Annotated in this window: 24 protein-coding genes; 21 read left to right on the top strand and 3 right to left on the bottom strand. The window is 58.2% G+C overall.

Features of this window, described 5'->3' with window-relative positions; genetic code table 11:
* Window positions 1-230: 230 nt before the first annotated feature.
* A complete protein-coding gene (locus tag ACP5E6_RS02385) occupies window positions 231-1,259 on the top strand; it encodes a WD40 repeat domain-containing protein (RefSeq protein WP_427951171.1) in 1,029 nt (342 codons plus the stop codon).
* A gap of 297 nt (window positions 1,260-1,556) precedes the next feature.
* On the opposite strand, the gene ACP5E6_RS02390 is transcribed toward ACP5E6_RS02385, so the two are convergent.
* The 3 genes from ACP5E6_RS02390 to groES all read right to left on the bottom strand — a co-directional run bounded on the left by ACP5E6_RS02390 (window position 1,557) and on the right by groES (window position 4,254).
* Window positions 1,557-2,132 (bottom strand): TMEM175 family protein, encoded by a 576-nt coding sequence (locus tag ACP5E6_RS02390; protein WP_427951174.1) that lies wholly within the window; start codon window positions 2,130-2,132, stop codon window positions 1,557-1,559.
* A gap of 115 nt (window positions 2,133-2,247) precedes the next feature.
* A complete protein-coding gene (groL, locus tag ACP5E6_RS02395) occupies window positions 2,248-3,897 on the bottom strand; it encodes a chaperonin GroEL (protein ID WP_427951176.1) in 1,650 nt (549 codons plus the stop codon).
* A 39-nt stretch (window positions 3,898-3,936) separates the two neighbouring features.
* A complete protein-coding gene (gene groES, locus ACP5E6_RS02400) occupies window positions 3,937-4,254 on the bottom strand; it encodes a co-chaperone GroES (protein WP_029312329.1) in 318 nt (105 codons plus the stop codon).
* Window positions 4,255-4,529: 275 nt separating this feature from the next.
* Between groES and ACP5E6_RS02405 the strand changes: the two genes are divergently transcribed.
* The 20 genes from ACP5E6_RS02405 (at window position 4,530) to ACP5E6_RS02500 (ending at window position 20,523) form a co-directional block, all read left to right on the top strand.
* Entirely contained in the window at window positions 4,530-4,787 is a 258-nt protein-coding gene (locus ACP5E6_RS02405; protein ID WP_427951179.1) for an usg protein, read from the top strand.
* Window positions 4,788-5,441: 654 nt separating this feature from the next.
* The gene (locus tag ACP5E6_RS02410; protein WP_427951182.1) at window positions 5,442-5,726 is read left to right on the top strand and encodes a hypothetical protein; all 285 of its coding nucleotides are present in this window, start codon (window positions 5,442-5,444) and stop codon (window positions 5,724-5,726) included.
* 146 nt (window positions 5,727-5,872) lie between these two features.
* Window positions 5,873-7,294, top strand: coding sequence for a phage terminase large subunit (terL, locus tag ACP5E6_RS02415; RefSeq protein ID WP_427951185.1), 1,422 nt, complete (start codon window positions 5,873-5,875; stop codon window positions 7,292-7,294).
* Between the two features lie 2 nt (window positions 7,295-7,296).
* A complete protein-coding gene (locus ACP5E6_RS02420) occupies window positions 7,297-8,709 on the top strand; it encodes a phage portal protein (protein WP_427951187.1) in 1,413 nt (470 codons plus the stop codon).
* Entirely contained in the window at window positions 8,706-9,110 is a 405-nt protein-coding gene (locus ACP5E6_RS02425) for a hypothetical protein (RefSeq protein ID WP_427951189.1), read from the top strand. Before ACP5E6_RS02420 ends, ACP5E6_RS02425 begins: the two co-directional genes overlap by 4 nt.
* Before the next feature lie 200 nt (window positions 9,111-9,310).
* Window positions 9,311-10,633, top strand: a complete 1,323-nt coding sequence (locus tag ACP5E6_RS02430) for a DUF4043 domain-containing protein (protein WP_427951192.1) — start codon at window positions 9,311-9,313, stop codon at window positions 10,631-10,633.
* Window positions 10,634-10,805: 172 nt separating this feature from the next.
* Complete coding sequence (locus tag ACP5E6_RS02435) at window positions 10,806-10,955, top strand: hypothetical protein (protein WP_427951194.1); 150 nt, start codon at window positions 10,806-10,808, stop codon at window positions 10,953-10,955.
* 1 nt (window position 10,956) lies between these two features.
* Window positions 10,957-11,361 carry a hypothetical protein gene (locus tag ACP5E6_RS02440; protein ID WP_427951196.1) on the top strand — a complete coding sequence of 135 codons (405 nt, stop codon included), beginning with the start codon at window positions 10,957-10,959 and terminating at the stop codon, window positions 11,359-11,361.
* Between the two features lie 8 nt (window positions 11,362-11,369).
* Window positions 11,370-12,014, top strand: a complete 645-nt coding sequence (locus tag ACP5E6_RS02445; protein ID WP_427951199.1) for a hypothetical protein — start codon at window positions 11,370-11,372, stop codon at window positions 12,012-12,014.
* A gap of 182 nt (window positions 12,015-12,196) precedes the next feature.
* Window positions 12,197-12,859 carry a hypothetical protein gene (locus tag ACP5E6_RS02450; protein ID WP_427951202.1) on the top strand — a complete coding sequence of 221 codons (663 nt, stop codon included), beginning with the start codon at window positions 12,197-12,199 and terminating at the stop codon, window positions 12,857-12,859.
* 9 nt (window positions 12,860-12,868) lie between these two features.
* Window positions 12,869-13,006 carry a hypothetical protein gene (locus ACP5E6_RS02455; protein WP_427951204.1) on the top strand — a complete coding sequence of 46 codons (138 nt, stop codon included), beginning with the start codon at window positions 12,869-12,871 and terminating at the stop codon, window positions 13,004-13,006.
* Between the two features lie 3 nt (window positions 13,007-13,009).
* A complete protein-coding gene (locus tag ACP5E6_RS02460; RefSeq protein ID WP_427951207.1) occupies window positions 13,010-14,566 on the top strand; it encodes a phage tail protein in 1,557 nt (518 codons plus the stop codon).
* Window positions 14,567-14,578: 12 nt separating this feature from the next.
* Window positions 14,579-15,007 (top strand): hypothetical protein, encoded by a 429-nt coding sequence (locus tag ACP5E6_RS02465; protein ID WP_427951210.1) that lies wholly within the window; start codon window positions 14,579-14,581, stop codon window positions 15,005-15,007.
* Entirely contained in the window at window positions 15,004-15,309 is a 306-nt protein-coding gene (locus ACP5E6_RS02470) for a hypothetical protein (RefSeq protein ID WP_427951212.1), read from the top strand. The genes ACP5E6_RS02465 and ACP5E6_RS02470 overlap by 4 nt, the downstream gene beginning before the upstream one ends.
* Before the next feature lie 1,150 nt (window positions 15,310-16,459).
* Window positions 16,460-17,146, top strand: a complete 687-nt coding sequence (locus tag ACP5E6_RS02475) for a hypothetical protein (RefSeq protein ID WP_427951214.1) — start codon at window positions 16,460-16,462, stop codon at window positions 17,144-17,146.
* On the top strand, window positions 17,143-17,334 hold the full coding sequence (locus ACP5E6_RS02480) for a hypothetical protein (RefSeq protein ID WP_427951216.1): 192 nt from the start codon (window positions 17,143-17,145) through the stop codon (window positions 17,332-17,334). Before ACP5E6_RS02475 ends, ACP5E6_RS02480 begins: the two co-directional genes overlap by 4 nt.
* A 1-nt stretch (window position 17,335) precedes the next feature.
* Window positions 17,336-18,349: a hypothetical protein gene (locus tag ACP5E6_RS02485; RefSeq protein ID WP_427951218.1), complete on the top strand. Its 1,014-nt coding sequence runs from the start codon at window positions 17,336-17,338 to the stop codon at window positions 18,347-18,349.
* Entirely contained in the window at window positions 18,349-18,894 is a 546-nt protein-coding gene (locus tag ACP5E6_RS02490) for a phage baseplate assembly protein V (protein ID WP_427951220.1), read from the top strand. The genes ACP5E6_RS02485 and ACP5E6_RS02490 overlap by 1 nt, the downstream gene beginning before the upstream one ends.
* Window positions 18,894-19,256 carry a hypothetical protein gene (locus tag ACP5E6_RS02495; RefSeq protein ID WP_427951222.1) on the top strand — a complete coding sequence of 121 codons (363 nt, stop codon included), beginning with the start codon at window positions 18,894-18,896 and terminating at the stop codon, window positions 19,254-19,256. Before ACP5E6_RS02490 ends, ACP5E6_RS02495 begins: the two co-directional genes overlap by 1 nt.
* Before the next feature lie 142 nt (window positions 19,257-19,398).
* Window positions 19,399-20,523, top strand: a complete 1,125-nt coding sequence (locus tag ACP5E6_RS02500; RefSeq protein WP_427951224.1) for a baseplate J/gp47 family protein — start codon at window positions 19,399-19,401, stop codon at window positions 20,521-20,523.
* The last annotated feature ends 3 nt before the right edge of the window (window positions 20,524-20,526 follow it).

Consider the following 20,526-nt stretch of genomic DNA (forward strand, 5'->3'; position numbering starts at 1 on the left):
ATCTCTCTGCTTCCTCTTCACAAGCAACCCGGCGAACGTTGCGTGACGACATGAAAACGACAGGCAAAGAAAGGCAAAGCAAACGGTCCCCGTCCGTAAAAACGAACCCAAAAACCTCCATCCATCTGGCCCCCAGTCTTGAGACCACCCATGCCCCAAATTAAAAAAAGTTTTTTGCTTCTTTTTTACAAAAAAGAAGCCTTCTTCTCCCCTAATCTTTCCCACCTCCAATGACCCCCGACGAACTCCTGCAAAAACGCGGCGTCATCCATGAATATGACGCTCACGTCACAGCCGCCTGTTTCAACCGCGCTGGCACCCATTTTGCTGTCGCATTGGGCGATGGCCGTGTCGTCCTGCGCGACATCGCGGCCGGACGCTGGCACGAGCACGCGTTGCACGATGGTGTGGTTCTCGCGCTCACGCCGGACGTTGATGCGGCGGGTTTTCTGACCGGCGGCGATGATGGGCATCTCCGTCGCATCGATCCAGCGACCGGTCCGAGCATCATCGCAAGCTATGGGATGAAATGGGTCGATCATGTCGCCACCGTGCCCGATCGCAAATCCCCGCTCCGCGCCGCTGCGGTCGGCCGGAATGTGCATCTGATCGATAGCGCCGGGGCGGTAGTCCGCACCTTGGCGCATCCGTCCACCGTGTCGGGGCTGGCGTTCGATGCCAAGGCGCGCCGGATTGCCGCGTCGCATTACAACGGTGCCTCGCTGTGGTTCGTCCGTTCGGAGAACGCCAAACCGCAGGTGCTGGAATGGAAGGGCAGTCACATCGGCGTGGCTTTGCATCCCGATCTCGATGCCATTGTCACTGCGATGCAGGAAAATGCATTGCACGGCTGGAAACTGCCTGATGGTCAGCACATGCGCATGAGCGGCTACCCGAGCAAACCGGAATCGCTCGGCTTCACCCGCTCTGGCAAATGGTTGGCCAGTGCCGGGGCCGAGGCGATCATCCTATGGCCGTTTTTCGGCGGCGGCCCGATGGGCAAGGCCCCGCTCGAACTCGCCGCCTCTGCCTCGTTGGTCAAGCGCATCGCCTGCCATCCACAGAACGAAATCGTCGCCGCCGGCTATGCTGACGGCATGGTCGTGGTGGCGGACATCACGCGTGAACGCGTCCTGCCGATCGCCGCCGCCGGCAACGGCCCGGTCTCCGCCCTGGCCTGGAATTCCAGCGGTAGCCACCTGGTCTTTGGCACTGAAACGGGCTTCACCGCGGTTGTGGATTTTTCCCCCGCGCGGTAGCCGCAATCCGATACCCCGCCGGAGGAGCCGTCGGGCGGCCGCTGCCGCGATCCGTGCGAGGGCCGCTTCGAGGAGCTCGGCGGCGGAAATGTCGCCCGCGCGGATCAGCGCCGCGAGGGTAGTGGCGTCCTGGTCCTGCCAGTCGATCAAGGGGTCGGTCCCTGTCATTCAGAACGATGCCGCGCTTAGAGCGATATGCGATTAAGTTGACGCAGCAGCGGCAGCATAATCGCATGAAATCGCTCGAAAAAATATAGAGCTAGAGCGTTAGGCTGAAAGCATAACGCTCTAAGCGCGTTATGCGGAGATGGCGGCTTCAACCCGGCGATCCGGGATCAGCCAGAGCAGTGCCACGATCGCATAGAGCGCATCGGAGAGCGCCGTGTCGATGAACGCAAGCCCGATTCCGCCTAGGTACAGCAGGGGCGAGACCTTGCCTTTGATGTCGCGGCCGAGCGCCTTCGCGAGGGCAGAGGTCTTGCCCTGGGTGCGAATGATGGCGGTTTGCAGAGCGTACCAAGCGAGGGCCGGCAACAGCAGGGCGACGCCGTAGAGGGCGGTCGGGATCGGGGCGGTGTGGTGGGCACCGACCCAGGCGGTGGCGAAGGGGATGAGTGACAGCCAGAACAGCAGGTGCAGATTGGCCCAGAGGATCGAGCCGGTGACGCGGGGGACGAGCTGGAAGAAATGGTGGTGGTTGTTCCAATAGATTGCGACGTAGATGAAGCTGAGGATGTAGCTGACGAAGGTTGGGGCTGCGGTTGCGAGCGCGGCGAGGGTGGTGCCGTGCGGCAGTTTCAGGTCGAGCACCATGATGGTGATGATGACGGCGATGACGCCATCGGTGAAGGCGGCGAGGCGGTCTTTTTCCATCGACGCGATTTTTTCATGGTTTGGAAATCGGTGCAACGTGGGAGGGATGGTTCGACAAAAAGAAAGGCCGTGGATTGCTCCACGGCCTTTTGACGTATCAGCGGGAGGCGATGGATCAGAAATCCATATCGCCCATGCCGCCCATGCCGCCCATTCCGCCGCCGCCGCCCTGAGGCGCCTTCTTCTCGGGGCGTTCGGCGACCATGGCTTCCGTGGTAACCAGCAGGCCGGCCACCGAGGCGGCGTCCTGCAGGGCGGTGCGGACAACTTTGGTCGGGTCGATGATGCCGGCCTTGACCAGATCCTTGAACTCGCCGGACTGGGCATCGAAGCCCCAGCCGTAATCGTCCTTGTCAAGCACTTTGCCGGAGATCACGGCGCCGTCTTCACCTGCGTTTTCGGCGATCTGGCGCATCGGGACCAGGATGGCCTTGCGGATGATATCGATGCCGAAGCGTTGATCGTCGTTGTCGGCCTTGACCTTGGAGAGGATCAGTGAGGCGCGGGCGAGGGCGACGCCGCCGCCAGGGACGATGCCTTCTTCGACGGCTGCGCGAGTTGCGTGCAGGGCGTCGTCAACGCGATCCTTGCGCTCCTTCACTTCGGCTTCCGAGGCGCCACCGACGCGGATGACCGCGACGCCGCCGGCGAGCTTGGCAAGGCGTTCCTGCAGCTTCTCGCGGTCGTAGTCCGAGGTGGTTTCCTCGACCTGTGCGCGGATCTGGTTGCAGCGGCCGGTGATGTCGGCCTTTTTGCCGGCGCCTTCGACGATGGTGGTGTTTTCCTTTTCGATCAACACCTTCTTCGCGCGGCCGAGCATGGCGAGCGTGACGGTCTCCAGCTTGATGCCGAGGTCTTCGCTGATGACCTGGCCGCCGGTGAGGATCGCGAGATCTTCCAGCATCGCCTTACGACGATCACCAAAGCCCGGCGCCTTGACGGCTGCGATTTTGAGGCCGCCGCGCAGCTTGTTCACGACCAGGGTCGCGAGGGCTTCGCCTTCGACGTCTTCGGCGATGATCAGCAGGGGCTTGCCGGACTGGACGATGGATTCGAGCAGCGGCAGCATCGGCTGGAGGCCGGAGAGCTTTTTCTCGTGGATCAGGATGTAGGGGTTATCCAGGTCCGCGACCATTTTTTCCGGGTTGGTGATGAAGTAGGGCGAGACGTACCCGCGGTCGAACTGCATGCCCTCGACCACATCGAGCTCGGTCTGGATGCCTTTGGCTTCTTCGACGGTGATGACACCCTCGTTGCCGACCTTCTGCATCGCTTCGGAGATCATCTTGCCGATTTCGGCTTCGCCGTTGGCGGAGATGGTGCCAACCTGGGCGGTTTCGGTCGGGTTGTTGATCTTTTTGGTGCGCTTCTTCAGTTCTTCGACGACGGCGATGACGGCCTTGTCGATGCCGCGCTTCAGATCCATCGGGTTCATGCCAGCTGCGACGGCTTTGACGCCTTCGCGGACGATGGCCTGGGCGAGAACGGTGGCGGTGGTGGTGCCGTCACCGGCGAGGTCGTTGGTGCGCGAAGCGACTTCGCGGACCATCTGGGCGCCCATGTTTTCGAAACGATCGGCGAGCTCGATTTCCTTCGCGACGGTGACACCGTCCTTGGTGATGCGCGGCGAGCCGAAGCTCTTTTCGAGCACGACGTTGCGGCCTTTGGGGCCGAGCGTGACTTTAACCGCGTTGGCGAGAACGTCGACGCCGCGGAGCATGCGCTCACGGGCATCGGCTGAAAAACGAACGTCTTTAGCAGCCATGATTGTGTTCCTTTTAGAGAATTATGAGGTCGGGAAGGCTCAGGCGGCCTTTTTCTTGGCGGCCGGGGTGCCTTCGATGACGCCCATGATGTCGGATTCCTTCATGATCAACAGCTCTTCGCCGTCGAGCTTCACTTCGGTGCCAGACCATTTGCCGAACAGGATGCGGTCGCCGGCCTTGACGTCGAGCGCCACGATGGCGCCGGCTTCATTGCGCGCGCCGGCACCGACGGCGATGACTTCGCCTTCCATCGGCTTTTCCTTGGCGGTGTCGGGGATGATGATGCCACCGGCGGTCTTTTCCTCGGCGTTCAGCCGGCGGACGACCACGCGGTCGTGGAGGGGACGGAATTTCATCGGATCGCTCCTGATTTGCGTCGTATGTGATTGACTGGCTCAACAACGCTGACCCTTAAAAGGCATCACACGCTGCTAGCACTCTCATCCGGAGAGTGCCAATCCATTATAGCCAGGGCGGTTTTTTGTCAAGTCCGGCAGCACTTTCGGGCGGTGAGTGCTAATACGTTGATAACGCATAATTTTCTTGCCAAACCCCCTGGTTGTCATGGCATTGTCATTGGGACGGGACGCCACTTCGTGGTTCGGCCAACCGGTTTTGACGAGGGGATTCAATGAACTTAAGCAAACAATTACAAGGATATCGACTGACGACTGCGGAGATTTTGTATCATTTGCCGGATCACCCGGGGGTGTTGCAGAGTTTTGTATGGCAGGAATTGGACATCGCGCCGCGGTATCCGGTGTTGAACAACTTTCTGGCATTCTGGGCGCGTCAGATCGAGGGGAAGCTGCATTCGGTGCGGGTAGGATCTGCGGCGCTGATTTCGCCCAGCGAGATGCGGCACGGCACACTCCTGACGTTACAGTAAGCGTAGCACGGCGGTTACAGAGCAGAATTTCCGAAACGTGCGCCGCGTTTGTTAGGCGCTTTTTAACGATTCAATGCGTTAGATACCTCAGCACGAGGTCGTTTCATGTCGCGTTTCAATTGGGTCTTCAGAGTGGCGACTGCATCGGGGCTGTTTTTGGCGGCATCCCCGGTCGCCTGGTCCGATGGCTCGTTGGTCGGACTGAATCCTGGCATCGTTGCCGCCGAAACACGGATTTCGCTCGGAATTGCTGTGCAATGTACGCAGTATCGTGAAAATTTCGGTAAGACGTCAGGTCAGGAACGAGGGTCCCTGCCGGCATTTTCGGCGGCCGTCACGCGTGTGGGGCCCGTTTTAGGAATTCCAGGCATTTATACCGGTGTCATCTATGATTTCGCCGGCGGACCTCTGGCTTATCATGGGTATCACCAGAGCAGCCCCGGTTTCGGGTTGCCCTCTTACGATGCAACCGATCATACGCGATTCAATACATTCGAGGTTCGCTTGGGCAAAGCGGTGGTTGTGTCACCGGTGATCGATTTGATTCCGTTTGCAACGGCCGGATTCCAAAGTTGGTATCGTGATTTCGGTGGTGGTTATGGCGCATTTTATCGGGCTGCAATCGCGGGGGTAGGGGCGCGACTTGAGGCCGCTGTGACGGACCGCCTGGTGATGTCGGCAATGGCGGAGGATTTGGCCGTGGTCGGAGGACGGGCTTCGGCACCGGTTCCCGGTTTCGCAGGAGATTTTGGCACCAGCGGCGAGGAGGCCGTGCGCCTCGGAGGCGATTGGGATTTGGGGAATGCGATACATCTGACCGCCGATCTCGGTGTGCGGCATTTCAACTATGGCGGATCCGGGTTGAATGACAGCCTCTATGAACCGCCGAGCGTCACTCTGGTGGTTCGCAGCGAGGTTGGTGTGGCATTAGGATTTTGATAATATCTGATGGTGAGCGGTCGTTGTGGTGAGATTTCGTTAGAACGGCTGGCTTTTGGGCGGTTTGAAAATAATTTCTAACTAGACGTTATTTTCACTTTCCCACCCACCCCAGTTTGGGCTATTTGTTTTTTCATGATGAGGCTTTGTGTACGGACACCGTGGTGAGGTGTTCGACGGAGGACGGTCGGCCGGTTGTTGACACCGGTACGATCGAGGCCGCTGGTTTCCGGGCGTTTGCCGAGTCTGTCCTGTTGACGGTGAATCAGCGCCCGGCACGGCACCACGGCGCCTTGATCGACGCGCTTCAGCGTGTTTCGCAAGGAGCGACCGATCGGTTGATGGTGCTGATGCCGCCGGGGGCAGCGAAGTCCACATATGCCTCTGTTTTGTTTCCGGCATTTTGGTTTGCGGCGAAGCCGCATCGCGAAGTGATAGCCACGTCGCATACGGCGTCGCTGGCCGAACATTTCGGGCGCCGGCTACGTAGTCTGATCGCTGAACACGGCCCAGGCATCGGATTAACGATCGAAGCGAGTAGCCGCGCGGCGACACGATTTGGTCTTGCCAATGGTGGACAGTATTTTGCGGCCGGGGTGCGCGGACCGATCACCGGGCGGCGCGCCGATTTGATTTTAATCGATGATCCAGTGAAAACCTGGGCCGAGGCCGATAGCCGGACGGCGCGGGATGCCTTGTATGACTGGTACCGCGCCGAGTTGCTGTCTCGATTGAAACCAAACGGGCGTGTCGTTCTGATCATGACGCGCTGGCATGAAGATGATCTTGCCGGACGGTTGATCCGTCGGGACGAAGGTTGGACTGTGCTGCGTCTGCCGGCGCTCGCCGAGGCCGCCGACCCGCTCGGGCGCGCTGTCGGGGAGGCACTCTGGCCGGAATGGGAGTCTGCGGCCGCGATCTCGCGGAAACGTTGTGCCGTGGGTGAACGGGTTTTCAGCGCGCTCTATCAGCAAAACCCTACTACTGATGTTGGGCAGGTGTTCGATGTGACCCGGCTGATCCGGCTGGCCGAAACACCAGCCGTGGTGCGCTCGGTGCGCGCCTGGGATTTGGCGGCGAGTGTCGCGACGGCGGGTCGGGATCCGGATTGGACTGTGGGGTTGAAGCTTGGATTGCTCGCCGATGCGCGATTTGTGGTGCTTGATATTGTGAGACTGCGGGCGGCGCCTGCGGAGGTCGAGCGGGTGATGCTTGAGACCGCGCGGGCGGATGGAGTGGCGACGACGATCGCTTTGGCACAGGACCCTGGCCAGGCAGGGGTTGCGCAGATTGCTTATTTGCGCCGTGGGTTGCTTGGTTTCACGGTGTTGTCGAGTCCGGAAACGGGGCCCAAACATACACGCGCCATGCCCGCGGCGGCCCTCATGGGAGCAGGCCAGATTTTGGTCGTCGAGGCCAGCTGGACGCCTGCGCTGCTCGCTGAATTGCAAGCGTTTCCCGATGGAGAGAAGGATGATCAGGTTGACGCGTTGTCACGCGCGGTGGCGACGATTGCGGCTGTACCAATGGTTAGCCGAGTGGTGCGACATACTCTGATGGGACGGTAAAGATGTTCGAGACGATCTGTCAGACGATTCCAGTGGACCCGCACTTGGCTCCGCGGGCACGACGACTGGAGATATACCGCCGCGTACTGGATGGCACGATCTATGATGGGCTTCCCTATGCGTTCGGAGATGAGAGGAACGGCGCGGGGGAATATATTCCCCTGCGGGCGCGACGTCCTTCGGTGCGGTACGGGTTGTGCCGCATCGTCGTGGAGGATTCGGTATCACTGTTGTTCAGCGCGGGGCATTTTCCGGCAGTGGAGTGTGCTAACTCTGCGGTTGAGGCATTGCTTGGCGATGTCGTGCGCGAATGCCGGCTCAATGAGGTGATGATCGATGCGGCGCTGCGCGGTGCCGTGGGATCTGTTGCGGTGCTGTTGCGTGTACTGAAGGGCAGGCTGTTCTTTTCGGTATTGGAGACGCAATACCTGACGCCGGTTTGGCGCGAGGATGCTCCCGACACACTGACTTCGGTGACTGAAAGATACAAGGTTAAAGGGTCTGAATTACTGGAACAGGGATATACGAATATCGATGATTCCCAGTATTACTGGTTCCAGAGAACCTGGGATGCGTCCGGTGAGATTTGGTACGCACCACAGAGCGTCGTCGATCCGTTGCCGCTTGAAATCGATGACGAACGGAGCGTGAGGCATGGCCTCGGATTTGTGCCGATCGTGTGGATTCGTAATCTGCCTGGAGGCGACGGGGTGGACGGAGCCTGCACGTTTCGCGCTGCGATCGAAACCGGCATTGAGATCGATTATCAGCTCTCGCAGGCGGGGCGTGGGCTAAAATATGCGTCCGATCCAACGCTATTGATCAAAGAACCGGCAACGACGGATCGCGAGTTGGTCAAGGGCGCGGGAAATGCCTTGATTGTCTCTGAAAAAGGCGACGCCAAGCTGTTGGAGATTGGCGGCACAGCCTCGGCCGCAGTGATCGAATACGTACGGACGCTCCGTGAGATGGCGCTTGAGAGTGTTCATGGCAATCGAGCCAATGCTGATCGACTGAGTGCGGCGCAATCGGGGCGGGCTCTGGAGCTGATGAATCAGGGGCTGATCTGGCTTGCGGATAATTTGCGAATTTCATATGGCGAGGGCGGATTATTAGCATTGCTACGAATGGTGTTGCGGGCACGGGCACGATTTCCACTGACCGTGATGGGCCAGGCGATACCCTTGGTGGAGACAGACGTCCGGCTCAATCTGCGCTGGCCGCGCTGGTATCCGCCATCCGCAGATGATCGGCTCAAGGAGGCGCAGGCGATCGCCATACTGGTCAATGCCGGTCAGCTTTCACGAGAGACAGCTGTGAAGAGCTTGGCAGCTACACACGCGATCTCTGATGTGGCCGCTGAACTCGATCGGATCGAAAATGACGGAGATCAAATGCAACAGGATAGCGCATGACGGATGAAATTGAGAGTGAAGACCAACCGCTAGACGACTGGCGGACGCGTGCCGAGGTGGCCGAACAAGCGCTCGGGAAAATGCAACGTGAACATTCAGAAAAGCTCAAACGGGCTGAATTGAAGATTGAAGCCGTGAGGGCTGGCATGGTTGATCTCGATGGGTTGAAGCTCATCGATTTTGATAAGATTGTTCTGGCAGAAGATGGCTCAGTTCCCGATGCCCCAGCGGTAATGACCAAGCTGAAGCGCGAAAAGCCATGGTTGTTCGGGGGCGCTTCTTCGTCCTCGACGGCTGCGGTACCGCGAGCTGAACCCGCACGGGCGCGGCATGCGCGCGATTTGAGCGAGGCTGAGTGGCGCGCGGCACGGGCTGAGATGTTGCGGCGGTCGGGCGGGTAGAAGCATAACTTACAGCTTCCTTTGAATAAAAAAGGAAGAATAACACGATTAGTCTGATTGGGTGTGGCCAATCTATCTGGCGCAGGCTTGGTTCGTGCCGATTTTTTTTGGTTCGCTTTTATAAAAGGGACCGCATTCTTCACTGCCGCCTTCCGATCGGGAGCGCGGCTTTTTTTGCGTCATTCGCAAGGGGATCAAACATGGGTATTTCGAATTTTCCGGCTTCACTTCAGCCGATCATTCAGCAAGGCTTCCTGGAGCGAGAGTTCGAGCAGGCTTTGCGGTCGCGGCTAGGATACCGGATGGTTGCGGACCGGGAGAGTTTTTCGGTCGGCATTGGCGAAACGTTGACCAAGACAAGAGCGGGCCTGAAGCCTTCGGTAACAACGCCGATGGCGGCAAGTACCAATACAAATCTGGACAATGGCTTGACGCCGCAGGGCTGGGGTGTCGAGCAATATACTGTGACGCTGAATTTCTATGCAGCGACGCAGGATTTGAACATGGTGACAAGCCGGGTCGGCATCGCGTCGCAGTTTTTGCAGAATGCCTCGACCAATGGAGAGCAGGCTGCCCGAAGCTTGGATGAACTCGCGCGGAATGCTTTGTTTGGGCCTTATTTTGGTGGAAATACCAGAGTCCTGACGACTTTGGCTACCCCCGGGCCGACGATTGCGGTTGACGACATTCGTGGATTCACGACCGTTTATGTCAACGGTGTGCAAACGGCGGTTTCAGCAGCAAATCCCCTTGCCGTGATGGTGGGGTCTAACGAATACACCTTGGTTTCAGTGACTCCGGATCTGAGCAACACAACGACTGCGCCGACCGGCATCTCTGGCCAGTTAACTTTCGCGACTGATCTGGCGGTGAGTGACGCGACTGCTGGAAACCCGGTGGTAGCGGGCACGGCGAGCATAATCGTTCGACCCTCGGGGCGCCCGACCACGGCGGCGCTGCAAGCGGGAGACAGCTTGACGATGTCGGTTTTGCTTGATGCTGTGGCAACGTTGCGGCAGAACGCCGTACCTGAACTTGATGGTGCCTATAACTGCTATCTTGATCCAGTATCCGCTCGGCAGTTATTTTCTGATCCTGATTTCCGGCAGTTGTTCCAGGGCGCAACGTCGAGCAACCCGGTGTTCCGTCAGGGCATGGTGAACGATTTCCTGGGGCTGCGATTCATTACCACAAACGAGGCCTACGTGCAGACGGCTGGGGTCGCATCGGGGCTTGCGGTGCGACGGCCGATCATTTGTGGCAAGGGTGCGTTGATCGAGGCGGATTTCGCGGGAATGGGCGCCGAGGATGTGGCACCAAAAGATGCGCTGGTTAGCATTATCGACAATGTCGCAATGGTGACGCGCGAGCCGATCGATCGGTTGCAGCAGATTATTGCGCAATCGTGGTATTGGATCGGTGGTTTCTGTGCACCCTCTGACACCACCACGACATCGACTACCGTTCCCACGGCGAATAACTCGAATTTCAAGCGTGCCGTCATGATCGAGCATATCGGTTGAGGGGTATTTAGCTATGTCAACGGGGGCATCGTTACCGTTCCGGCCGACCGGGACGGCATCGGTTGCGGCTTCGACCAGTGCGGCTGCCGTCGCATTGATGGGGGGCGGGTCAAGCGTATTGGTGTTTAATGCGGCAAGTGGCGTGGCATTTGTACGGTTTGGGATGGAGGGCGTGACGGCCACGATTGCCGGCGATTTGCCGGTTCCAGCGGGTGGACGGGTACTGCTGGATGTGGGGAAATTGGCGACCTATGCCAGCGCTGTGCTGGCATCGGGCGCCGGTTCAGTGTTTTTCACCCGCGGTGATGGGTCGGTGTACTGAAATGTCAGGCGTTTATGACAGTGCGCCGGGAACGCTGACTGAGGCACAGAAGGTCGATATACGACGGTTCTGCGGGTATCCGGCATATGGCGCCGGGGCCGCCGGGTTCCAATCGTGGCGCTTCTTTCAGGCCTACGGCACGTTGGAATATCGGATGAACAACTTTGCTCCGGCGGAAATAGCCGTTGTGGTGAACTATCTGAACACGTTGAACGCCCTTGAGGCGGCAGTGCCATTGGCGAGCGCCAACCTTGACACCGAAGCGGCCGCAAGCTGGCAGCATAACCAACGCGAAGTGCACGACCGGGACGCGCTGTTCGACGGCTGGCGAAGACGATTGTGTGGTTTCATCGGAATCCCACCGGGTGGGGCCTTGGAATCTAGCGGCATTACCTTGATCGTTTGAGGATCGTTATGGACGGCGTGAGACTGGCGGATCGCATTGCGTACGGCGGTGGCATGGCCGCGCGCAAGGCGGGGGTGATCTGCGACGCGTTCCGGCCGCGCAATGGCGGGTGTCCGGTGGTGGCGGTGAACCGGACGGTGAGATTGGCAGTGCTTTCGGTGCCGGTCTCAGGGTCAGCGCGCGGACCCGCGCCGTTTGGGGTGCCGTATCGGCAGCTCGTGCTGGATCAGGCTTATGTCGCAGCTGGGGATTATGTCGTGGGGCCATTGGGAACGCTTTTGGTGGCGACGAATGAACCCCCAGCACCGGTGTTGGGGGTGCAGTGTAACGAGACCGTGAGCGTGTGGCGCCCTTCAGGGCCTGTGCTGGCGGGGGTCAATCCGTATGGGGCGATTCTGGCTGGTGCGGCGACCGCTATCCTGTCGGGGTTTCCGGCGGCGCTGTTGCCGGGCGGCGTTAGTGATCGATCCCGCGCGGGGCTGCCTGATGACACCAAATTGCCGGGATATATCGGGGCGGTGGCTGCGGTTGACGGGTTGGCACCTCAGGTGGCGGATCTCGTGCGCGACGCACGCGGGCGGCAATTCGTGGTGGACGCGGTGGTGGCCTACGGGGGCATTTGGCGCTTAGCACTGACCGAAAGTGTCATTTGATGGCAGATCAAGCGGATGTCGAGACAGCGCTGACATCATTGGTTGCGACAGCGATTTATCCAAATGGATCGTCGCAGCCTTCGGTGGTGGTCGGGCCAGGTGGGGCGGTGACATGCCGGGTGTATCGGGGAATGCCGAACGGACCGACACTGGAAGCCGATTTGGCTCAGGGAGCGATACACGTGACAGTGTTCGCCACGGCCACGGCGGTGAGGAACACCACGCGGTTTCCTCGTGTTTGGCAGGAGGTGGCACCTGTGCCGGCCACGCTTGGCGTTAACGTCGACAATTTGTCGGCGACGTTTTCAGGGATTTGTGCAGCGGGGCAATTGGCGGGAATCGCGGTTGACGGGACGATTTTTCCTTATGCCGTGCAGGCGACGGATACGCCTCCGACTGTTGCAAGCAATCTCGCGGCAATGATGCGAGCGGCCGGATGGTTGGTCGAGTATGCGGGATCGACCGTCACTGTGCCAGCGGCGCGCTTGTTTACCGCGCGAGTCGTGGCCGGCGGTATATCGCTGCAGGAAATCAAGCGCCAGGCGCAGGAATTCAGGGTTTCGCTATGGTGTGGTGATCCGCTGACGCGCGATGCTGTTGCGGCGGTGGTCGATCCTGCGCTGGCGACGCCGAATTTCATTGGGCTTGCAGATGGATCATGCGGGCATATTGCGTATGTGGGTGGAACCACGACGGACGCAGGTGCCGACGCGGCTCTATATAGGAGAGATATTGTCTATACTGTTGAATATCCAACGACATTGGCAGCATTGACGCCGGCGATGTTGTTTGGTGTTGGCAATATCGAGGCAAATGGCGCGTTTATTGCCGGGATGTCCGGTTAAGGAGAATTCATGACAATTAAATTCGTAGTGGTGAAGCCGTTCGGCGGCTTCAAAAGGGGTGATGTGATCACCGATTCAACAGCGATGGCGAAAATCCTGGCTGAAGGCCAAGCGCAATCGGTCGTGCGCGTTATGGCGGAGGGCTAACAAATGCCGATTTCACAAGCTGGCGCATTGAACACGACCGCGCTGATCGTGCCGGATTTGTATGTGCAGATCGTGCCCCCGCAGACGCTGTTGCTCAACGGCGTGCCGACTAATGTGCTTGGAGTGGTGGGTAGCGCAAGCTGGGGGCCGGTAGATCAGCCGATGATCGTCGGTTCCATGGGCGATTATGCGACATCGTTCGGGCCGATTCTGGCACGTCAGTACGACATGGGGACCGTTGTGGCGATCGGAGTCCAGCAGGGTGCCTCGAATTTCCGCTGTGTGCGGGTGACTGACGGTACTGATACCGCGGCCTCGGTGTCGATCCTGGGGGCACTGACACTGACGGCTTTGTATACCGGAAGCCTCGGCAATAATCTGGTCGCGACTCTCTCTTCAGGTTCGGCTGCCAACTCCTGGCAGGTGACAATCGCCCTGCCGGGTGGCGCGGTTGAAGTTTATAATAACATCATCGGTACTGGAGCGGCGTTCTGGGCTGCGGTGGCAAGCGCGATCAACAGTGGCACCGGCCCCCTCCGAGGCGCTTCGCAACTGGTCGTTGCAAGTGCGGGAACTTCGTCGATCGCGCCCTCGGCTGGATCGTTTCCCTTCTCGGCTGGGACACCTGGGAGTGACGGTGCGACGGGCATAACCTCGGGCACGATGGTCGGGCAGGACGTGTCGCCGCGATCGGGGATGTATGCACTGCGTGGGCAGGGGTGTAGCATTGTCGTTCTGGCGGACCTTGATGATTCGACTCAATGGAGTGTTGAGGTTGCTTTTGGGCTCGACGAAGGCTGCTATATGATCTTGGCTGGGCCGCCGGGTGATACAATCACCAATGCCGTATCGACGATGCAGACCGCGGGGATCGACTCTTATGCGGCAAAATTGATGTTTGGTGATTGGATCTGGTGGTACGATCAGACTAACGCGGTGACACGTCTGGTTTCACCGCAAGGATTCGTCGCTGGAATATTAGCAAATTTGTCACCGGAACAATCATCGCTCAATAAACAATTATACGGGGTCGTTGGCAGTCAGAAATCGGGGCTGGCAGTTGCAGGAAGTAGCAATACTTACTCAACTGCTGATCTGTCAGTACTATTGGCTGCCGGGATTGACGTTATCAGTAATCCGCAGCCAGGTGGTGCATTTTGGGGCGTGCGAGGTGGACATAATACATCGTCGAATAGCGCGGTAAATGGTGATAATTACACCAGAATGACTAATTATATTGCTGATACGCTCTCGGCGGGTATGGGTGCCTACGTGGGGCAATTGGTTAATACGACACTATTTCAGAATATCCGCTCGACATTGCTGTCGTTTCTGAATGCCATGCTCGGACAGGGGATGCTCGGTTCGACGACCGGGGCGCTGCCATTTGCAGTGGTGTGCGACATTTCGAACAATCCCCCCGCGCGCACGAGCCTTGGGTATGTGCAGGCGGATGTTCAGGTGCAGTACCAATCGATCAACGAGAAATTCATCGTCAATGTCGAGGGCGGGCAGACCGTGCAGGTCAGTCAGCAGACATTGCCGCAAGGCACAGTGTGAGGACAGTAGAATATGCCATATAATAGTTTCTCTGTTGGCAATGACTGCCAAGTTGTTGTGATGGGCCCGTTCGGCCGGATCGATCTTGCGTATGTTACAGGGTTCGAGGTGAGCCAGGTGACTCAGAGTGTGCGGGTTGATCGGCTTGATGGAGTCCAATTGGGAGCGGAACTGCCTCGTGGATGGCAAGGCAGTTTTTCGTTAGATCGCGGGACCTCCGTCGCCGATGATTTCATGGCGCAGATCGAACTTGCCTATCTATCGGGGCAAGCGATACCACCGGGGACCCTGTATCAATATATCAGCGAAGTGGACGGCTCGACCTCGACCTATCAGTACGAGGGTGTAGTTTTTAAATTGAGTTCGGCCGGAATGTTTCGAGGCGATATGCCTGTGGCGCAGAAGCTTGACTTCTTTGCTTCGACGAGGAAACGGGTATGAGTGAACGGGTGATCGAGGATGCGCGGGGCCGGCAACTATCTTTACGCGCTTTAACGATGTTGGATCGTCTGCGATTATTCAAAGCGTTAGGTAGCACGTTGTCACTCAACGAAGCGTATCTCGGTGTAGCATCGCTTGCGGCCTCAGTGACGGCGGTTGACGGCGTGCCACTGCTGTTTCCGACCAACGAGGCGGCGGTGGAAAATGCAGTCGAGCGGTTGGGTGAGGATGGGATTGAGGCGGTCGCTGTAGCTCTCGATGCGAGCGATACCGCTTCGGTGAAGGCTCTGGCGGGAAACTGAGTAGGCACCCTGGGTTAATCGACTGTTTGTATCTGGTCGGGCGCGGGGTGCCGTTCGATGTGGCGTTCTCGCTCGGTGAGGCGGAACGTTTGGCTTTTGTTGTGGCGTGTGGCGAATTGGACGGACTCGATTTCGATTGGAAAACCATGCGATGGGAAATCGAGTAAAGGTGGCGCTGGATCGGGCGGCGGTACGTTTTGTGCGTTATGGGCGTGGGAAATATTCCAATACTCCCGCCGCAATAGGCTATAGCATGAGGTTTGCGCCGCGCCGAGCGATCGTCAGATCAAGTCGACGGTCGGGAGGGCTATCTCGGCCAATTTCTCTTGTCGGGTTGAACTGGATCGTCAAGCGATTTGTGCCGCATAATGGCACCGCAAATGATCGCATGGTGCGACCATTTAAGCCGACGACGACAGGGCTAGTTGTGCGGCCCGTTTTTGCTGGGAAGACGGGGGTTGCGTGGACTCGGTCCGCTCGTCGCGCGACCGTGATGGCGCCGATGCCAATTGGGCCGCGGTTAACGGTCAATCGAAATGCAGACCCAACGCGTCATGATCGGTCGGGCGTGTGGCTGATGACGCGGTTTGCTAGCGTGGCGGGGAATCATTATCGTTCGAACCGCATGATTCGCGCCGGCGATACGATGACTGCGCCAATTGGGGGCCACCTGGTGCATCATATCGGACCCCCGGGAAGGCCGGTAAGGTCACCGAGATGGCGGGCCGATCATTATGCGGCTCTTTCACATGGCGGTATGTTAGCCGATCGGGCGATGGCGCCGATAGCGCGTGATTCCGGGTGGCGTCGAGGTGGGTCATCTGCATCGAAACCTCATCAGGGATTTCAATCAGGGGTTGATTTCTCGGTTGTTCGAGGTCGCTCGCTCCCGGACTTCCGTGTTCAAGAACCGTCGGCTGATCGTCCGATCGGCGGGGTTACAAGGGGCAGAGCGGTGCAGACCGGCAATAGCTCCCCACGGTCGGCGGGCTCGGATATTGCCATCCCGGCATATGAAATGGCCCGGATGATGGGTGATTTGTTTGGCGACGAGGCAAGGCGACCACCTTCGGGGGTAACTGGTTTCGATGGTCGATTGTCGCCGATATTTGCCGGGCGCAAACCGGGATTTTAAAGTCAGGAGTGTTGCATGGCAGCGGTAGTGGTGACGCTGGGCGGCGTTGCATTCCGGGATTTCGAGATGCCAGCCGAAATTTTGTTCGGTGGCGAGCAACGGTTGGCGGTGCATCACCCGGTCGGTGGAGGCCAAGTAATCGATGTTCTCGGAGCCGCGACCGGTCAGATTCGGTTTAGCGGGACTTTTTCAGGACCTGACGCCGAGCTGCGCGCGCAGGTGCTTAACGCCGCACTTGATGCGGGCACAACACTTCCGTTGGCTTGGGGGGGGTTTGCGTATCAGGTCGTGATTGCTTCTTTCGCGGCATCGTACCAGAAGCCGTGGTGGATTCCATTCGAAATAATTCTGGTTTCAATTGAGAATTTAGTTACCGCATTGCCCACCGCCTTGGCGCAGGCAGGACTTGATCTTGCAAGTGCTGTTGGTTTCGACGGTATGGCCGGTGTGCCATTGGGCGATTTGTCGATCAGCAATCCAGTGGGGATTGCGGCCGCACAGGTGAACTTGGCGGGCGTCGTGAGTAGCGCCGGTTCAGCTTTGAATGCGGCGGTCACATCATTTTCGGAAGGTGCCGGTGCGGCGCAACCAATTGCGGCGATGAGCGTCTTGGGCAGCGTCTCATCGTCGTTGGCCGGTGCTGCTGCGGCGCAGGCTTATCTTGGGCGGGCTATCGCGAATGCTGGATTGGGGGCGCTATGAGCGAAACAACAGTGACCGTGGTCGGCGGCAATCTGTTTGCAATCGCCGCCCAGTATCTGGGTGATGCAACGCAATGGATCCGAATTGCTCAGATCAACAACATGAATGATCCGGTGCTCGATGGTGTGGTGACCCTGATCATGCCACCAGTCGATGTATCGGCTACCGGTGGGGTGCCGAGTGTCTGACATGGTGGGGACGCTTGGTGGGCTGGCGGCGAGATCACGTGAAATTTCATTGGCGGTCACGATCAACGGTGCACCGGTCACTGGGATTGAGCGGCTCGAGTTGGTGCAATGTGGGCATTTTGCGGCAGATCGGTTTCGCGTGTGGCTCACGACGGGGGCGACGCCGGGAGGCGCCGCCACATATGCCAGTTTACAGGCAGGAATTGTGACAATTGGGATCGAGATTGGGGCTCTCGGCGTGGCCGGCTCACCCCTTCTCACAGGGCAGATCGACAATATCGTCGTCGATTTTAGTTCAGGCCATGTCGTGTTGTCGGGCCGGGATTTGTCGGCACGGTTGATCGATTCGGAGGTAGTTCAGAGTTTTTCAAATCAAACGGCGAGTCAGATTGCGACAATATTTGCGGGGGACGCCGGTCTTGATGTTAATATAACAGAGACAAGTACGCCGGTGGGGCAATATTATGAATTGGCACATATGCGAACGGGGCTGGGACTGCATACCCGACATGTGACCCGGTGGGATTTACTTGCATCGTTCGCGGCGATCGAACAGTTTTCATTGTCGGTTACCGGAACGATATTGAATTTCGGACCGCCAACGGCTTCGGCTCCGATGCTCATGACGGTTGGGCAGGATTTTTTGTCGCTCATGGTTGATCGGGCATTGAGCCTAGTGGAACCAAAGGTAACGGTGTCGAGTTGGAATCCAAAATTGAAGCAGAGTTTTTCGGGGAGCACAGGCACGATGGGTGGGGTGACTTTGGTTCGCCCTAATCTGACTCAGGCGGAGGTGAATCAGGAGGTAACGGCACAGCAGACGGCATTGGCGGCACAGGCTGTGCTGTTACGGGCCAGTATACCGGGTGAATTGTCACTAGCACCAGGCAGCACAATCTTGTTGCAGGGGACCAACACGTCCCTCGACCAGACATATGTTGTGCGAACGATCGAACGGAGTGTGGATATGCATCAGGGATTCATCCAGCGGCTTGAAGCGTTACAGGTGCCATGATGGATGCTTTCTGGAATGCCGTGAAGGCTCGGGCCGCGGCGCTGGATGGGATGAGTGGACAGGCGCGTTTTGGTGTAGTCGCGAGTTTCGATGCCTCCGCCTATTCCGCAAGGGTGATGATGCAACCGGAGAATTTGCTGTCAGGATGGTTACCAGTGTTGAGTTCTTGGATCGGTGCGGGGTGGGGCATGGCGGCGCCATTGTCACCGGGCGACCAGGTAATGGTGCTTGGTCAGGAGGGCGATGCCGAGCAGGCTGTGGTCATCGGGCGTGTGTGGTCGAACGCGGAACCGACGCCGGGGGCGCCGGTTGGTGAGTTCTGGCTGGTGCATCAGAGCGGGTCATTCATCAAGCTGAAGAATGACGGGACAATCGCGTTGCAGGCGAGCACAGTCTCGATCGATGGAAATCTGATGGTGAGTGGTGAGATTTCGGATTTGGGTGGCCAATACGGTAGTGTTGACACGCTGCGCCAAGCATATGATCGGCACGTGCATTCAGACCCACAAGGTGGTCAGACCGGCACAACATCGGTGGTGGTGTAATGGCCGACGCGGCGTTGGTGTTTGGTGGCGATCTTGCGATCGGAGCCTCAGGTGATATCGCGGTGGCCGGGGGCTCCGCTTTGACCGAACAACGAGTCCTAAGACGTCTCTTGACAAATCCTGGTGACTATATCTGGCAACTGTCCTATGGGGCGGGACTGGGGCAGTTTGTCGGTGTGGCTGGTGCTGTAGGAGCCGTGGCGGCGGTGTCGCGAGCGCAAATGCAGGCTGAGAGTCGGGTTTCGCAATCACCACTACCGCAGATTGCTGTAGATCAAGGCCATCCTTCTGGAATCGCGATGACAATCACCTATCAGGATGCAATCACCGGACAGAGTACAGCCGTGACTTTGCCTGGCTGATCAAAAGTTTCGAATTTTTGCGCGGCATGATCTGGGGTTGGCACATTTGTGGCAACCGAATGCGTAAGTACATTTCTACCAAATGATGATGAATCCTGATTGTTTTTGAACGGATGTAATCAGTCGCTTCAGAGGATATTTCATGCAATTATCGTTGCAGAACTTCACTGCTATGGTGGAGCAGATGGCGGCCGCCGTGCAGGGGGCCGCGATTCAGGTCCTTGATTTGACCGTCGGGTCGGTGCTGCGGGCGCTTCTCGAAGCGAACGCGTCTTTGGGATTATGGTTACAATGGCTGATTGTCGAAGTATTGCAGACGACCCGTCTGGCGACCAGCGTCGGGCCTGATTGCGACAGCTTCGGTGCTGATTTTGGTTTTGTTAGACTTCCAGCGTCACCGGCTGCTGGAGTTGTAACATTTGCGCGGTTCGCGCCTGTGCTCTCGGCGTTCGTGCCGGTGGGTACGAATGTGATGACCAGCGATGGCAGTCAAAGCTTTACAGTGGCTGCCGATTTGACGAATCCGGCCTATTCGGGGGGGTTGGGCGGATATAACTTAGCGGCGGGGATAGCGTCGATCGATCTGCCGGTGATTGCAGTGCTTCCCGGCGCAGCCGGCGATGTGTTAGCAGGCACGATTGGATTGTTGACCACCGCCATTCCGGGGATCGACACCGTGAGCAATGCGGCACCGATGGCGGGAGGGCTGGACGCCGAAAGCGACGCTGCGTTTAAGGCTCGATTCGGAAACTATCTGGCTAGTCTGTCGCGGGCGACGTTGGGAGCAATTGAGGAAACCGTTTCAGGAGTGCAGCAGGGATTGTCTGTCTCGATTGCTGAGAATGTCGATCAGACTGGCGCAGTCAGCATGGGCAGCTTTATTGTAACAGTGGACAACGGCACCGGTGCTCCACCAGCAGGTTTACTCTCAACCGTGGCACAGGCAGTCAACGCCGTGCGACCGATCGGGACACGGTTTGCTGTGCAAGGGCCCGTAGTCGTAAATGCTGATATCTCGATGACGCTCACGTTGGCGCCTGGAACTCAAACGCAGGTCGTGATTGCTGCGGTCAATGACGCCTTGGCGAATTATGTCGAAAGTATGTCTGTCGAAGCAACCCTTCCCTATTCTCGACTTGCACAGATTGCCTATGATACCTCAACAGCGGTTACCAACGTCACAAGTATTTTATTAAATGGCGGATCGGCCGACCTTGTACCACCTTTATTCGGGGTAGTACGAATTGGCACGATTACTGTGGCTTGATCC

Origin of the sequence: Acidiphilium sp., assembly GCF_049977125.1 — a bacterium.
In the GTDB taxonomy this organism is placed as follows: domain Bacteria; phylum Pseudomonadota; class Alphaproteobacteria; order Acetobacterales; family Acetobacteraceae; genus Acidiphilium.

Bases quoted from the DNA above. Each gene is read 5' to 3' on its own strand.
- ACP5E6_RS02385 (WP_427951171.1), top strand. From the start codon at position 231: ATGACCCCCGACGAACTCCTGCAAAAACGCGGCGTCATCCATGAATAT.
- ACP5E6_RS02390 (WP_427951174.1), bottom strand. From the start codon at position 2,132: ATGGAAAAAGACCGCCTCGCCGCCTTCACCGATGGCGTCATCGCCGTC.
- groL (WP_427951176.1), bottom strand. From the start codon at position 3,897: ATGGCTGCTAAAGACGTTCGTTTTTCAGCCGATGCCCGTGAGCGCATG.
- groES (WP_029312329.1), bottom strand. From the start codon at position 4,254: ATGAAATTCCGTCCCCTCCACGACCGCGTGGTCGTCCGCCGGCTGAAC.
- ACP5E6_RS02405 (WP_427951179.1), top strand. From the start codon at position 4,530: ATGAACTTAAGCAAACAATTACAAGGATATCGACTGACGACTGCGGAG.
- ACP5E6_RS02420 (WP_427951187.1), top strand. From the start codon at position 7,297: ATGTTCGAGACGATCTGTCAGACGATTCCAGTGGACCCGCACTTGGCT.
- ACP5E6_RS02425 (WP_427951189.1), top strand. From the start codon at position 8,706: ATGACGGATGAAATTGAGAGTGAAGACCAACCGCTAGACGACTGGCGG.
- ACP5E6_RS02430 (WP_427951192.1), top strand. From the start codon at position 9,311: ATGGGTATTTCGAATTTTCCGGCTTCACTTCAGCCGATCATTCAGCAA.
- ACP5E6_RS02440 (WP_427951196.1), top strand. From the start codon at position 10,957: ATGTCAGGCGTTTATGACAGTGCGCCGGGAACGCTGACTGAGGCACAG.
- ACP5E6_RS02445 (WP_427951199.1), top strand. From the start codon at position 11,370: ATGGACGGCGTGAGACTGGCGGATCGCATTGCGTACGGCGGTGGCATG.
- ACP5E6_RS02455 (WP_427951204.1), top strand. From the start codon at position 12,869: ATGACAATTAAATTCGTAGTGGTGAAGCCGTTCGGCGGCTTCAAAAGG.
- ACP5E6_RS02460 (WP_427951207.1), top strand. From the start codon at position 13,010: ATGCCGATTTCACAAGCTGGCGCATTGAACACGACCGCGCTGATCGTG.
- ACP5E6_RS02465 (WP_427951210.1), top strand. From the start codon at position 14,579: ATGCCATATAATAGTTTCTCTGTTGGCAATGACTGCCAAGTTGTTGTG.
- ACP5E6_RS02470 (WP_427951212.1), top strand. From the start codon at position 15,004: ATGAGTGAACGGGTGATCGAGGATGCGCGGGGCCGGCAACTATCTTTA.
- ACP5E6_RS02475 (WP_427951214.1), top strand. From the start codon at position 16,460: ATGGCAGCGGTAGTGGTGACGCTGGGCGGCGTTGCATTCCGGGATTTC.
- ACP5E6_RS02480 (WP_427951216.1), top strand. From the start codon at position 17,143: ATGAGCGAAACAACAGTGACCGTGGTCGGCGGCAATCTGTTTGCAATC.
- ACP5E6_RS02485 (WP_427951218.1), top strand. From the start codon at position 17,336: ATGGTGGGGACGCTTGGTGGGCTGGCGGCGAGATCACGTGAAATTTCA.
- ACP5E6_RS02490 (WP_427951220.1), top strand. From the start codon at position 18,349: ATGGATGCTTTCTGGAATGCCGTGAAGGCTCGGGCCGCGGCGCTGGAT.
- ACP5E6_RS02495 (WP_427951222.1), top strand. From the start codon at position 18,894: ATGGCCGACGCGGCGTTGGTGTTTGGTGGCGATCTTGCGATCGGAGCC.
- ACP5E6_RS02500 (WP_427951224.1), top strand. From the start codon at position 19,399: ATGCAATTATCGTTGCAGAACTTCACTGCTATGGTGGAGCAGATGGCG.